Origin of the sequence: Halomonas sp. PAMB 3232, assembly GCF_031954225.1 — a bacterium.
Lineage (GTDB): Bacteria > Pseudomonadota > Gammaproteobacteria > Pseudomonadales > Halomonadaceae > Vreelandella.
Genome location: NZ_CP134865.1, coordinates 2455382 through 2468369, shown reverse-complemented (window position 1 = coordinate 2468369; position 12988 = coordinate 2455382). Strand labels below are relative to the sequence as shown.

The following is a 12988-nucleotide window of genomic DNA, read 5'->3' as shown; positions in this document are numbered from 1 at the left end:
CTTTCGCCGCGCTGCCCGAAACAGCGCCCCCGGTGCAGCGCTCGCCGAAATAGGGGGCCGGCACAATAAAGCGCTTCATACCTGATAGAATGGCCGACTTTCTGCTGGTTCGAGGATGTCGGGTATGGTGTTTGATGTCGTGATCATCGGCGCGGGGGCGGCGGGTCTCATGTGCGCCGCCCAGGCCGGCTACGCCGGCAAGCGGGTGCTGGTGCTGGACCATGCCAACAAGGCGGGCAAGAAGATCCTTATGTCCGGGGGCGGTCGCTGTAACTTTACCAACATGGACACCGCGCCTCACCACTTTTACTCTCAAAATCCGCACTTTTGCATCTCGGCACTCAAGCGCTACCGCCCGGAGCACTTCGTCGAGCTGGTCGAGCGCCACGGTTTGGAGTACGTCGAGAAAGCCCCGGGCCAGCTCTTTTGCGCCGACTCCGCGAAAGAGATGGTGCGGCTTTTGTTGACCGAGTGCGAGTGGGCCGGCGCCGAGGTGTCGCTCAATACCCGCATCGAGCGCGTCGAGCGCGCGGGCGATGCCATGCGCCTTCATACCTCCCGCGGTCGAATCGACACGGGCGTGCTGGTAGTGGCGACCGGCGGGCTCTCGATCCCCACCCTGGGGGCGAGCGGCTTTGGCTATGAGCTTGCCCGCCAGTTCGGGCTCGAGGTACTGCCCACCCGGCCGGGGCTCGTACCGCTCACCCTGAGCGATACCTGGAAGGCGCGTGCCAGCGCCCTTTCCGGGGTGAGCGTACCGGTGGCCGTCCACCACGAAGGCTACCGTTTCGAAGAGCCGCTGCTGTTTACCCACCGGGGCCTGTCCGGGCCGTCGATGCTGCAAATCTCGAGCGTGTGGGAGCCCGGCGAGGCGCTCTCTATTGATTTGCTGCCTCACTGTGAGGCCCGGGAGTTACTCCTGAAAGCGCGTCAGGAAACGCCCAGGCGGCTGCTATCGACCTGGCTTGGCGAGCACTTCCCCAAGCGCCTGGCCCAGGCGCTGATCGAGTGGTACCCCGACGGGCAGACGCACCTACCGCTGGCGCAGGCCTCCAATGAGATGATCGACGCCTGGGCCGAGCGGCTGAACGGCTGGACGTTGAAACCTTCCGGCACGGAAGGGTGGCGTACCGCGGAGGTGACCATGGGCGGCGTCGATACCGATGCGATTTCTTCGAAAACCTTCGAGGTGAAGGAGTTGCCCCAGCTTCGCTTCATTGGCGAGGTGCTGGACGTCACCGGGCGTCTCGGCGGCTACAACTTTCAGTGGGCCTGGGCGAGCGGAGTGGCCTGCGCCCAGGCGCTTTAATCGCTACCGGCACACGTCAGATACGAAAACGCGCGCCGAGGCGCGCGTTTTGGAAAGCGTCAACCGACACTTTTCAGGTCGCGATCTTGGCCAGCAGTTTGAACTTGCGAAACAGCATGTACCCCGCCAGCGCCTTACGCCCGGCGGCCATGGCGCCACCCGGATGGCGCACCAGACGCCACGCGGCAATACCGCCAATGGCGAAAAGCGGCAGCTTGAAACTTTTCAGGCTGTTCTCGAGCGGCTGAGCGGCGTTGAGCAGGTAGTCGCTATCGACCAGAATATCGACCCGCTGCTGCTCGAGTTCCAGCAACAGCGCTGCCTTGCGCTCGGCACGGCTGGGTCTAGCGGTGTTGGTCGGGGTGGTCATACTGGTTGGCCTCCAAAAGCGCCCGGTCGGCTGCCAGCTGCTTGAGCGTCTCTTTCAACAGCGTGTGGCTCTTTGCCTGACGAAGGGCAATCAGGGCGAAAAGCAGGCTTGCGAAAATCAGAGCGCCGGCGCTAAAAACGATCGCCGTGATGCGGTAAGTATCCCAGAAAAGGATGATGACCAGCGCCGTCAACGTGGCCACGCCCAGTAAAAGCAAAAGCAGGCTCGCGCCTGCCAGCAGAAAAAGCACCAGTAAACGTGCGCGTTCCTCTTCGAGCTCTAATACCGCCAAACGCAGGCGGGTTTCACTATTGGCGACCAGTGAGCCCAGCAGGCGTTTGACGGCAGAGAATACGCGTTGGGTAGGACCCAAGGCCATTAGCGACGACCGAGCAGCAGTCCGGCTACCAGACCCGCGGCGGCACCAATACCCATGCTGGTCCAGGGGTTTTCGCGAACGTAGCGGTCGCAGCAATCAACCTGGTTGGACAGCGACTCGCGGGTATCTTCGTAGAGATGCTCGCCAGCGCTTTCCAAACGTGAACGGGTCTCTTTCAAACGACGCTCGGCGCGCTCGCGAAGGCCGCGCATTTCACCGCTGGCATCCTTGGAGGTGGCGCTGACCAGCTCTTCGACGGTTTCGCTCAGGTAGCGAAGGTCGTTTTTGAGCTGGTCGGCACGTGCTGAACTGTCGGAATTACGTTTGGCCATGATGTCTTCCTTTGACGTATGAATGAAACGATAACCGCTATCAGCATAGCAGCCCTTACCGAATAGACAACCTTGCCTAGCGGTCGAGCCCGGAGGCGCTAAACATGGGGTTCAGGCTAAACCCGATGCTCAGCCGGTGGACCCGGTTGTCGTAGTCGATCATGCTCTCGCCGTACCCGTAATAGTACTGCAGGTGTGCGCGAAGATTGGTGAACGCCGGCCAGCTGTAGTCGATTTGCGTGCCGTAGTTGCCCGCCGAGGGATTACCGCGCAGTTGCCCGGCGATTTCGTGATTATGGTTCAAACGCTTGGCCAAACGGATGTCGCCGTAGCCCATGAAGCGCTCGATGTCCGGGTTGTCGTCGCTACTTTCCGACTCCGGTACGCGCCAGTGGGGGGCAAGTGTGAGCGCCCAGTCGCCGCGCTGGAAGGTGCTCTCCAGGTAGAATCGGTTCCAGCTACGCGAGAGCGGGTCCGAGCGGCCGTTGGACTGGTGGTTGAACGCGATCCGGTTGCGGGTGTTGACCCAGCCAAGCGCCGTCCAGGCGTTATCGAAGTCGATGAAGAGTTCCGGCTCGTAGTTGGTCTCCCGGAAAGGCGAGGAGGCCTCGGTGTTGTATGCCTGCCACCAGCTTCTCTGGGTATAGCCGAAATAGACATCCCCCACGTCACCAAACAGGTCCTGCACCAGGTTGAACTTGGCGCTGAACTGAAACTTCACTTCGACGTTGTCCGGACCGTTTTCGTCAGTGATTTCGCGAAAGCTTTCCGCATCCCGGTTGGTGTTGTAGCTCACCGGGAAAAGATAGTTGGTCCGGTGCGTGGTGATCGCGAAGGGGTTGCGCGTCGACTCCTGCTCGAGCATGCGCCGCTCACTCAAGTCTTCCAGTGCGGCCTCTTCCGGCTGCGGTTCGGGTTCGATGCCGGCGGCGCGCTCCTCGGGAGCTTCCACCTGTTGAAGCTGCTGGCGCAGTTGATAGAGCTCGACGTTGAGCGCGCGAATGCGCGCCTCGATCTCGTCAGGCGACTGCTGCGCCCAGGCACTCGACGCGAGCGGAGAGGCGCCAATGAGCACGAACAGTGCTGCAAACAACCGGGGTTTATTGACCATGAACGAGGCTCGCGAGGTGAAGGAGTGAGTTAACAGGGCTTTCTATACAGCCTTGGCGTTTAAGTCAACTAGCGATGATTGCGAAAGTACGCATTACCCAGGACAATGGCGCCCTTTCCCGCCATGGCGGGCGATCTGTCAGCGGGGCGACGCGTCGAGATGAAACGTGCGGTTGGGAGATGGGTGGGTGGTTTGGCGCTGATGGCGCTGTTACTCGTCGTCACGGGCGCCAGCGCTTGGGCGGTCGAGGTCGAGGGCGTTCCATCGCAGGAAGAGCTCAGCGAACGTCTTGACCAGCTAGAGGCGACGGAAGGGGAGTTAAGCACTCAGCAGGCAAGCGATCTTCAGTCGCTGCAAGCCTCGCTGGACGCCTATGAGCGCCTCGAGGCGATGGAGGAGCGTCTCGCCACCCTCGAGCAGCGCACCGATGACGCGCCCTCGACGCTGGCGCGTCTGGAGCGCGAGCTCGACGAAGCCGAACAGGCGCGTCAGGCGCTTAGTGCCGAAGACCTGAGCGACATGGCGCTATCGCGGTTGGAAAGCCGCCAGGCCGACGCGGTGGCCGCCCTGCAGCAGCTCCAGGGGCAGCTTGCCGACGCCAACTCCCAGCTGTTGGCCGCTCAGACTCTGCCCGAACGCGCGCAGCAGGCCATTTCCGATGCGCTCCAGCGAAGCGAACGCCTGCGCCGCGAGCTGGACGAGCGCGAGGCACTGCTCGACGACCGCCAGCTCTCGGCGCAAAACGATGCCGAACTGATTCAGCTGCGTCTGGGCCGGGCGCTGGCCGAGCGCGAAATCAGTCTCAACCAGCGTGAGCTCAGCGCCAACAGCCGCCTGCGCGAGTTGGCCCAGCGGCGTCGTGATCTTCTGTCGATGCAGATCGATGAAAAGGAGCAGCAGCTCAACCTGCTTCAGGGCGTGATCGACCGCCAGCGCCGGCTCGCCTCGGAACAGGCGATCGCCGATGCCGCCCGCGAGGACCCGCTGGTGGCCGAAGGGCACCCGGTGGTGCTGAGCGCCCAGCAGATCAACCAGGCGTTGAGTCTCGAGCTTTTAAGAGCCACCGACCGTGCCAACGGCATCGTGCGTGAAAACATCGAGGCGCAGCGTCAGCTCGATCACGTGCGCCAGCTCCAGCGAAGCCTCAACGAGCAGCTCGATGCCATTCGCGGTAGCCAGCTTCTGTCGCGCATTCTGGTCGAGCAGCGCCAGTCGCTGCCCAGCATCGCGCCCCGGCGCGATCTACAGGACGAAATCGCCGACCTGCGCTTGAAGCAGTTCGATCTGGTGCGCCAACGCGACCAGCTCAGACAGGGGGAGCGGCTGGCCAACCAGCGTCTGGAGGAGGCCGGGGTCGAAGTCACCGCCGGGCTCGTCGACTCTCTTTCAAGGCTCTACCAGTCCCGGCGCGAGCTCGTCGAGCAGCTCGAACAGGCTTACAGTGAGCTTTTGAGCGCGGCCATCGAGCTGCAGCTCAACCAGCAGCAGTTGTTGGAAATCTCGCGCACGTTGCGCTCGACCATTGACGAGCAGCTGTTCTGGGTGGCGAGCAGCCGCCCGCTGGATCTCACCTGGCTACGCCAGCTGCCGCAAAACCTGCGCATCGAGTGGCGTGAAGGCGAGTGGCGAAACCTTCTACCCACCCGCTGGCAGGGGCTTTCATGGCAGGTGCTCAGCGGCGCGCCACTGATGCTGATCAGCCTACTGTTGATCTTTCTCAGAGCGCGTATCAAGGCGCGGCTGGCGCTTCTTCATTCGCAGATCGGCCGGCTCAAAAGCGACACCCAGGGCCATACGCCCAAGGCGGTGCTACTCAACGCGCTGCTCGCCCTTCCCGGCCCGCTGGTGCTCGCCGGCGTTGGTCTGGGGCTCAAAACCACCGAGGGCACGGCGCTTCAAAGCCTGTCGATGGCGTTTTTGCAGCTGGCGCTGAGCTGGGGGGCGATCGCCTGGGGGCGTCGGCTTCTGGTGCCGGATGGTGTGGCCGAGCGCCACTTTACCTGGTCGGCGGGCTACAGCGCTCGGCTTCGCAAGCTTTTGGGCGGGCTTGGGCTGATGCTATCGCTGGTGCTGGTGATCGCGACGATCTCCGAGCCGATGCAGACGCCGCTGATCCAGCGGCCCATCGCGCTCCTGCTGTTGTTCGTGGCGTTAGCGGCGATGAGCTGGTGGCTGGCCCAGCTGATTCTCGCCCACGTGCCGTTTTTCGGCGTGCGCCTCTTCCGGCTGCTGCTGGGGCTTTCCATCGCCGCGGTGCCGCTGGTGCTGTTCAGCCTGGTGGCCTGGGGGTTCGAGTACACCGCGCTGCGCCTGGTGGGGCGCTTTGCCATGACGATCTACATTCTCGGGCTCTGGATCATCATCGAAGCCACCGTGGTGCGCAGTCTGGCCGTGGCGGCGCGTCGTCTTGCCTATCGCCGGGCGCTGGCGCGCCGCCGGGCCCAGGTGCAGGAGGGGGCCGAAGGCGGGCTCGAGGTGGTCGAAGAGCCGCCGCTGGACATGCACCAGATCAACAGCCAGTCGCTGCGTTTGTCCAAGCTGATTCTGCTGATCGGCTTCATGACGCTTTTGTACCTGGTGTGGTCGGATCTTCTCTCGGTGCTGGGCTATCTGGATCAGGTGTCGCTGTGGGACGCCGAAGAGGGCGATATCGTCGGCAATACGCTGTCGATCGCCGATCTGTTCACCGCGCTCTTCGTGGTGGCGGTGACCTTCATCATGGCGAGCAACCTGCCCGGACTACTGGAGGTGATGGTGCTCTCCAGGCTCTCGCTCAAGCAGGGCAGTTCCTATGCCATCACCTCGCTTCTCTCCTACACCATCGTAGGCACCGGCGTGGTCATGGCGCTGGCAACCCTGGGCGTTTCCTGGGACAAGCTGCAGTGGCTGGTGGCCGCGCTCAGCGTGGGGCTCGGCTTCGGGCTGCAGGAGATATTTGCCAACTTCATTTCGGGGCTGATCATCCTGTTCGAGCGCCCGATCCGTATCGGCGACACCATCACGCTTGGGAATTTGCACGGTACCGTTAGCCGGATCCGCATTCGCGCTACCACGGTCACGGATTTCGATCGCAAGGAGATCATCATTCCCAACAAGACCTTCGTGACCGACCAGCTCATCAACTGGTCGCTTTCCGACAACGTCACGCGGGTCGTGTTGACCTATGGTGTTTCGCACGGCTCTGATCTGGCGCGGGTTCATACGCTTTTGCGCCAGGCCGCCGATGAAAACGCGCGCATTCTGACCGACCCGGAGCCTCAGGTGTTCTGCGTAAGCTACGGGCCGCACAGCCTGAATTTCGAGCTGCGCATCTTCGTCAACGACCTGCTCGACCGGCTCTTTGCTGCCGACGAAGTGAACTGCCGGGTAGACGCGCTGTTTCGCGAGGCGGGCATTCGGGTGGCTTTCGAGCAGATGGACGTCTGGCTGCACCGCGACGAAAGCGAGCCGGTCAAGGTGCAGTCGGCCAACGTGCCGCCGCCCTCGACGGGCTAGCGGGCGGCCTTTTCGTTGGGGCCCTGAATGTTCTTGTCCTGCTTGCTCAGGCCTTGCTCGCCAACAGCAAAAACTCCCGATTGCCGTCGCCGCCGGTGATCGGGCTCTCCTGCCAGTGGCTTATCTCAAAACCGCTTGCCTCGCAGCACCGGCGAATACGCCGCTCGACCTCCATAAAGCGCCTTGCGTCCTGCACCAGGCCGCGCTTATCGAGCGCCCCGGGGTCGAGCTCGAACTGCGGCTTCACCAGCGATAATAGCCGGCCACCTGGGGGCAGCAGCGTCGCGATCTCGGGGATGATCAGCGTTTGCGAGATGAACGAGACGTCCATGACCGCGACGCCGATCGACCGCTCTGACAGCGCCTCAAGAAGCGCTTGCGAGCTGCTCATCGAGCGGGCGTTCAAGCCTTCCAGACAGCGCACCCGCGTATCCGCGCGAAGCGCCGGGTCGAGCTGGCCGTGGCCGACCTCCACGCCGATGACGTGGCGCGCACCAAAGCGCAGGGCGCAGTCGGTGAAACCACCGGTAGACTGACCCACATCGAGCACCCCAATGTCATCGAGGCGAAGCCCAAGCGTCTGGAGCACGCCTTCGAGCTTGAGCCCGGCCCGAGAGACGTAGCGCTCTTCCGGGTCGTCGTCGATGACAAAGCGCGTCTCGGGTGGCCAGGGTTGGGAGGCGCGGGTCAGCGCAGTGCCGTCTTCAAGGCGGACCCGGCCGTTTTTGATCAGGCGCTGGGCGCGGGTGCGGGAGCTGGCGAGGCCCAAAGTCGCCAGCAGCTGGTCGAGTCGCATCATATCGGGGGAGTAAATGGTTCGTTAGCGGTTGGATGAGTGGCTTTTTAGCATTCGAGTTCTGGCAGGCGCGGCTCGCCCCAGCTTCGGTGCAGGTAGCCCGTGACCCGCTCGAGTACGTCCTGAGAGACCGTGGCCGGCTCGCCGCGCTCCAGCGGGTCGTGGTGATAGATGTAAAGGCGCGAGACGAACTGCTCGAACGGCAGCGAGGCCTCGCCGAAGCGCTCGCCAAACCCGGCGGTGCTCACGCGCACGCCGTCGCCCCAATCCTGGCCGCTGTCGTTGTTGGGGTTGAAGAAGTAGACACGCATGGTGTCGGTCGGGTCGAGCGAGGCACGAAGAATGGTGATGGCGTGCCAGCCCACGAAGCGTCCGGCGCTGTCGGTCACGGCGATGCCCGCGGGCTGGGGGTGAATCAGCGGCTGGTTGCCGTTGTAGAACGGATGGTAGCTGGCGTAGAAGTGGCGAATGAAGCGTTCGACCTCGACGAGCCGGCCGCTTTGTACATCGACGTTGATACGAAACCCGCGCCCGGACCACCAGCCGTGAAACTCCGGGTTGACCCAGCGGTGCGGGTCGCCTTCACGCCCGATACAGCGCCGCCCCATCTCGGCGTAGATGCGATCCAGGTGCGGCACCACGATCAGCGAGACCGGGTCCAGGTCCATGGGAAGGGAGGTGGCCACACCCGCGCCGCTCTCTCTGGACGAGATCGGCTGGCCTTCGAAGTGCATGATGATTTCATCGTCTCGCGTCGCCCAGGCCACCATTTGCAGCAGGTAGTCCGGATCGTTGTAGGCCCACATCGAAAGCGCCCGCGCCGACTGGCAGGTCGGGTTGTTGCCCTGGCCCACGCCCAGCGGTAGCCCTAAAAGGCACAGCACGCCCTCCATGAGCCGCGCGTGGGGGCTCACCTCGTCGCCGTAGGTCGCGCTCAACCGCGCTTTGGCTGGCGGTGATAGCGCCAGATTGAGCTGACGCCACATTGCCGGGGCCACCGGCGGCTGATAGAGAATCCCACGCTCGAGCATCAGCGCCAGGCCGTACACCGCCTGAGCAGTTGCGGGGTAGACGCTTTCGCGAATCAACGCGTGCACCAGCTCGCGGTAGCACAGCAGACAGTCCCGCCCGGTGGAGGAGAGCCCGAGCGCTTCGCTGATCAGGTAATCGCTTTCATCGAGACAAAAGCGCATTAGCACGGCGTGGTAGGGCGACACCAGCCCGGTGTCGTGCATGGCGCGGGCAAAGCCGGTGGCTTCGGCCTGCAGCGCGGCGCTGTCCATGCCGGCCAGCCGCGTCTGAAACACCTCGACGCCCGGATCCTCGCGGCACGCCTGGGTGGGGCCAAACAGGGAGCTGACCAGCCGGTCAGCACCCTGGCCGCTCGCGCCGAGATCGATCGATGGGTCGGCCTGGCACAGCGCGATGTGGGTAATCATCTGCTTGATGCCGTCGACCTGCACCGGGCGCTGCTGAAGAATGCGCCAGATTTCGTCGATCAGCCGGTCGATGATGTGCTCGTAGCCGATTCGCCCGGCCAGATGCTGAAAAAGCGCCCGCGGAATCGCCGCCAGTCTGCCCTGGGTTTCGCGCTCGGCCTCGGTTGGCGCGCCGAACAGTAGCGTCAGGTTGAGCGCCATGACCTGGGTGAGGTGTTGGTGCGCCTGCGCCTGGGTGATCAGCGGATGATCGATCTCGCCTTTGGCCACGGCCAGAAGGCGCAGCTCGCTGAGCGCCTCGATCACCAGGGCGTGGGCGTGGGCGCTTTTGAGCGAAAAGGCAGCAAGGGCGGGCTGGAGATACTGCGGGGTTTCCCAGTCGGAGCCCTGGAACACGGCGGCGGATTCAAACGTCGCGGCGCGCGCCTCGCAGGCCTGGCAGCCGCCTGGTTGCAGCAGCACGCGGCGGGCGGTATCCAGAACGCGGGGGAGCTTGTCGGGCCGGGCGAAGGCGGGAGCGTCCTCGAGCCTTTTAAGCGCATCGTCCAGCTTTTCCAAAAGTCCCCTCAGCAGAGGGGACGAAGTTTGATCATCGGCGGTCGTCACAGCGACTCCTTTTCCCTGCAGTCGCGGGGATTATACATAGAAGTCGAGGTCTTCCTGATGTTTTAGCAGATCGCGAAGCGTGTGGGCGTCGTCGCCGCGAAAATAGATAAGCCCCCAGTGGGTGCCGAAGGCGGTGCGCTTGGTGACCGTTTCTTCGACCGGCGAGGTAAGCTCGTGTGACTCGAAGTAGGGGTGATCCTCGGTCTCCTCCGGAATTTCCAGCCGGCTGACCACGCGTCGGCGGGGGTAGACGCCGAAGCAGCCGGCGAAGCCGTCGGCATCGACCACTTCCTTGGGAAAGAAGGCGGCGACCTCTTCCGGCGTGGTTTTGGGGTCGAATACCAGCATCGAGGCCTGGTAGGCGTTGAAGCCGTAAACGCGCTCGAGCAGTTCGAACACCTTGAAGCCCGGTGGGCGGTAGGCGACTTCCCCAAAGTACATCTCGCCGTCGCTGGTGACGAAGTACTCCGGGTGAATCAGGCCGAACTCGATGTCGAAGGTCTTGATGAGCTTCTCGATCTGTTGGGTGATCTGTTCGCGATACTTTTCGAGCTCCGGCGAGGCGGGCACGAACACCGAATAACCCAGGGTCACGTACTCGGAAATGTTCAAAAAGACGATCTTGCCGTTATGAATCCACGCCTCGACGGCGAACTCCCAGCCGTCCAGGTGCGACTCCATCAATACCGGGAATTCCTCTTCCGGAATCGAATCGATTTCATCCGGGGTGCGAATCACGCGGTGGCCAAGACATCCGGCCTTATCGAAGGCCTTGAGGTGAATAGGGTCGTTGGGGTCGCCGTCGAGCTTCAAAAGCGTTTGGTTGACGCGCTTCAAAAAGCGGATGACGTCTTCCTTGTCGTGGGCTTCTTCGAAAATGCCCACGCGAATGCCTCCCAGCTGTGCCCGGCGCTTCATTAGGGCCTTGTCGCGTAGCAATAGCGACTGACCGTAAAGGCGCGGGTTGTCGAGCAGCAGCGAGTTGATCGCGCCGGCCCACTCCACAGTCTCTTCGAACAGCGGGATGGCGACGTCAACGCCTTTCTCTTTCAGGGTTTCGGCGATTTCGAGCGAGCGGTCGTTGAGACGCTCGAAGTTCCAGGCCACGTGGGGAATGTTGTGCTGTTGGCAATACTCTTCGGCCCAGTCCGGGGCGACCACGATGTAGCGGCGGTCGAACTTTTCCGCCGCTTCGATGGCGTTCAGGCTCCAACCCAGTAGGGCGATATACCCCTTGCTCGAATCCTTTTCCATGCTGGTAACTCCTGTGGGGAAAAAACCGTCTGCATTGACGCCACCATACACACTCGGTCACCCAAACAATACCCGAGCCGCCGCCCTGAAAAAGGGGAGTAACGCGTAAAACGTGCACGCGGCAGTAAAGGGCAAGCCCAGAGTTATGATAGTCTAGGATCGAGTTTTTGACCTTTAAACGCCAAGAGGACGACGCCAGAATGGCGCCCAAGCCAATCTATCGGGTAGTGGTTCACCAGCAGGGTGAAGTGTGGGATTTATACGTCAGAGAGATCTTTCAAAGCGAACTCTGGGGCTTTATTGAAGTCGAGGAGTTTGTCTTTGACGATGTTTCGCGGGTGGTGGTCGACCCGGGCGCTGAAAAACTGCAGCGCACCTTCGAGGGCGTCAAGCGAAGCTACCTGCCGCTCAACGCCATCGTGCGGATCGACGAAGTCGAGCGTGAAGGCCCGCTGAAAGTCGTCAAAAGCGATAGCCGCGTCGCGGAATTTACTCGTCCCTTCCCGCTGCCACCTCGCGGTGAAAGGTAAGCGTACGGGCGCGCCTTCCTTTAGGCAACGATGCTCGACGTACGTGTTTTTTGATCAGGATGTTAGTCATGCAAGTAAAAAAGTCTCGTTTCATGGGTTGTCTGGCGAGTGCCGGTTTATTGATGGGTGGGGCAAGCTCTACGGCGCTCGCCCAAAACGATAGTCAGGCCTGGGTCAGCGAAGAGCTCAGCACCTTCGTGCGTAGCGGCCCCACCGACGGCTACCGTATCGTGGGAACGCTCAACGCCGGCGAAGAGGTCGAGGTGCTCGAAGAGAGCGGCGATTACACCCGCGTACGCGGCAGCGGCGGTGACGCCGTATGGGTGCTCAGCGACGAACTGCAGCAAACCCCGAGCGCCCGCGAGCAGCTTCCCGAACTCGAAGACCAGGTCGGTGAACTCACCCAGGAGCTCGACGGTATCAACGATACCTGGGAGGAGCGCGTCTCCTCGATGCGCGAGACGCTCGAGGTACGCGAGCAGCGTATTACCGAGCTCGAAGCGCGCAACCGCGAGCTCGAAAGCGTAACCGATCAGTCTCGCCAACAGGTGCGCGCGCTCGAGGCTCGCCTGGACACCCAGGAAGAGGATCTTCTGATGCGCTATTTCATGTACGGAGGCGGCGTGGCCGGGGCCGGGCTTCTGGTGGGGCTGATCGTGCCGCACCTGCCGCGCCGGCGTAAAAAACGCGACCGCTGGTTCTAAGCGCCCAGCCAAGAGGTATCGATGGAGAACGCGTGGCGCAAGCGCTGGCAAGAAGGGCGTATCGGCTTTCACCAATCGGTGACCCACCCGGCGCTGGTTCGACACTGGCCGGATTTGAACGTCGCCCAAAACGCCAGGGTGCTGGTACCGCTGTGCGGTAAAAGCCTGGACATGCGCTGGCTTGCCGAGCGCGGCCATGCGGTACTCGGCATCGAGCTCGCCCCGGAAGCGGTGGCGCAGTTTTTAGCGCAGCGCCCGCTTGGAGTGTCGCGCTACCGCCATACCGGGTTCGATATTGCCCGCCAGGCCAATGTCGAGCTTTGGTGCGGCGACTTTTTCCATCTTACCCGCCGCCAGGCCTCGCAGCTCGACGCGTTTTTCGACCGCGCCGCGCTGATTGCGCTGCCCCCGGCCACCCGGGCGCGCTACGCGTTTCATCTGGCGCAGCTTTTGCCGCCCGGGGCGGCAGGGCTTTTGATCAGCGTGACCCACGAAAATGGCGAGGAAGGCCCGCCCTACAGCGTAGCGGAAGAGGAGATTCGACGGCTTTTGTCGCCAAACTTTGCGCTGACGCTGCTGGAACAACGTGAGGCGGACGCGCGCGGCGTCAGCGAGCAGGTGTGGGCGCTCAAGCGGCGCGGGCCGGCGTGACCCGCGCCTTCA

General features: G+C 62.8%; 12 protein-coding genes. 5 read left to right on the top strand and 7 right to left on the bottom strand.

Annotated features, from left to right (window positions below):
• The first annotated feature begins 124 nt into the window (after positions 1 to 124).
• Positions 125 to 1309: an NAD(P)/FAD-dependent oxidoreductase gene (locus RN346_RS11290; protein WP_311958279.1), complete on the top strand. Its 1185-nt coding sequence runs from the start codon at positions 125 to 127 to the stop codon at positions 1307 to 1309.
• A 73-nt stretch (positions 1310 to 1382) separates the two neighbouring features.
• On the opposite strand, the gene RN346_RS11285 is transcribed toward RN346_RS11290, so the two are convergent.
• The 4 genes from RN346_RS11285 to RN346_RS11270 form a co-directional block, all read right to left on the bottom strand.
• On the bottom strand, positions 1383 to 1679 hold the full coding sequence (locus tag RN346_RS11285; RefSeq protein WP_263586711.1) for a YqjK-like family protein: 297 nt from the start codon (positions 1677 to 1679) through the stop codon (positions 1383 to 1385).
• The gene (locus tag RN346_RS11280) at positions 1654 to 2058 is read right to left on the bottom strand and encodes a phage holin family protein (protein ID WP_311961173.1); all 405 of its coding nucleotides are present in this window, start codon (positions 2056 to 2058) and stop codon (positions 1654 to 1656) included. The genes RN346_RS11285 and RN346_RS11280 overlap by 26 nt, the downstream gene beginning before the upstream one ends.
• Complete coding sequence (locus tag RN346_RS11275) at positions 2058 to 2390, bottom strand: YqjD family protein (RefSeq protein WP_252109116.1); 333 nt, start codon at positions 2388 to 2390, stop codon at positions 2058 to 2060. Before RN346_RS11275 ends, RN346_RS11280 begins: the two co-directional genes overlap by 1 nt.
• Before the next feature lie 76 nt (positions 2391 to 2466).
• Positions 2467 to 3501, bottom strand: a complete 1035-nt coding sequence (locus RN346_RS11270) for a phospholipase A (protein WP_311961172.1) — start codon at positions 3499 to 3501, stop codon at positions 2467 to 2469.
• 159 nt (positions 3502 to 3660) lie between these two features.
• Between RN346_RS11270 and mscK the strand changes: the two genes are divergently transcribed.
• Entirely contained in the window at positions 3661 to 6996 is a 3336-nt protein-coding gene (mscK, locus tag RN346_RS11265) for a mechanosensitive channel MscK (RefSeq protein WP_409335764.1), read from the top strand.
• Between the two features lie 46 nt (positions 6997 to 7042).
• On the opposite strand, the gene RN346_RS11260 is transcribed toward mscK, so the two are convergent.
• The 3 genes from RN346_RS11260 to RN346_RS11250 are packed head-to-tail and all read right to left on the bottom strand — an operon-like array spanning position 7043 to position 11091.
• On the bottom strand, positions 7043 to 7795 hold the full coding sequence (locus RN346_RS11260) for a TlyA family RNA methyltransferase (protein ID WP_311961171.1): 753 nt from the start codon (positions 7793 to 7795) through the stop codon (positions 7043 to 7045).
• Positions 7796 to 7839: 44 nt separating this feature from the next.
• On the bottom strand, positions 7840 to 9837 hold the full coding sequence (locus tag RN346_RS11255; protein WP_311961170.1) for a hypothetical protein: 1998 nt from the start codon (positions 9835 to 9837) through the stop codon (positions 7840 to 7842).
• 30 nt (positions 9838 to 9867) lie between these two features.
• Positions 9868 to 11091, bottom strand: a complete 1224-nt coding sequence (locus tag RN346_RS11250; protein ID WP_311961169.1) for an ATP-grasp domain-containing protein — start codon at positions 11089 to 11091, stop codon at positions 9868 to 9870.
• Between the two features lie 200 nt (positions 11092 to 11291).
• Here RN346_RS11250 and RN346_RS11245 point away from each other — a divergent pair, with 200 nt between their 5' ends.
• The 3 genes from RN346_RS11245 to tmpT all read left to right on the top strand — a co-directional run bounded on the left by RN346_RS11245 (position 11292) and on the right by tmpT (position 12976).
• Complete coding sequence (locus tag RN346_RS11245; RefSeq protein ID WP_252109111.1) at positions 11292 to 11621, top strand: DUF1820 family protein; 330 nt, start codon at positions 11292 to 11294, stop codon at positions 11619 to 11621.
• 68 nt (positions 11622 to 11689) lie between these two features.
• The gene (locus RN346_RS11240) at positions 11690 to 12325 is read left to right on the top strand and encodes a TIGR04211 family SH3 domain-containing protein (RefSeq protein WP_263586717.1); all 636 of its coding nucleotides are present in this window, start codon (positions 11690 to 11692) and stop codon (positions 12323 to 12325) included.
• A gap of 21 nt (positions 12326 to 12346) precedes the next feature.
• A complete protein-coding gene (gene tmpT, locus RN346_RS11235; protein ID WP_311961168.1) occupies positions 12347 to 12976 on the top strand; it encodes a thiopurine S-methyltransferase in 630 nt (209 codons plus the stop codon).
• Positions 12977 to 12988 lie beyond the last annotated feature (12 nt).

Bases quoted from the DNA above. Each gene is read 5' to 3' on its own strand.
- mscK (WP_409335764.1), top strand. From the start codon at position 3,661: ATGAAACGTGCGGTTGGGAGATGGGTGGGTGGTTTGGCGCTGATGGCG.
- RN346_RS11260 (WP_311961171.1), bottom strand. From the start codon at position 7,795: ATGATGCGACTCGACCAGCTGCTGGCGACTTTGGGCCTCGCCAGCTCC.
- RN346_RS11290 (WP_311958279.1), top strand. From the start codon at position 125: ATGGTGTTTGATGTCGTGATCATCGGCGCGGGGGCGGCGGGTCTCATG.
- RN346_RS11285 (WP_263586711.1), bottom strand. From the start codon at position 1,679: ATGACCACCCCGACCAACACCGCTAGACCCAGCCGTGCCGAGCGCAAG.
- RN346_RS11270 (WP_311961172.1), bottom strand. From the start codon at position 3,501: ATGGTCAATAAACCCCGGTTGTTTGCAGCACTGTTCGTGCTCATTGGC.
- RN346_RS11240 (WP_263586717.1), top strand. From the start codon at position 11,690: ATGCAAGTAAAAAAGTCTCGTTTCATGGGTTGTCTGGCGAGTGCCGGT.
- RN346_RS11250 (WP_311961169.1), bottom strand. From the start codon at position 11,091: ATGGAAAAGGATTCGAGCAAGGGGTATATCGCCCTACTGGGTTGGAGC.
- tmpT (WP_311961168.1), top strand. From the start codon at position 12,347: ATGGAGAACGCGTGGCGCAAGCGCTGGCAAGAAGGGCGTATCGGCTTT.
- RN346_RS11275 (WP_252109116.1), bottom strand. From the start codon at position 2,390: ATGGCCAAACGTAATTCCGACAGTTCAGCACGTGCCGACCAGCTCAAA.
- RN346_RS11280 (WP_311961173.1), bottom strand. From the start codon at position 2,058: ATGGCCTTGGGTCCTACCCAACGCGTATTCTCTGCCGTCAAACGCCTG.
- RN346_RS11245 (WP_252109111.1), top strand. From the start codon at position 11,292: ATGGCGCCCAAGCCAATCTATCGGGTAGTGGTTCACCAGCAGGGTGAA.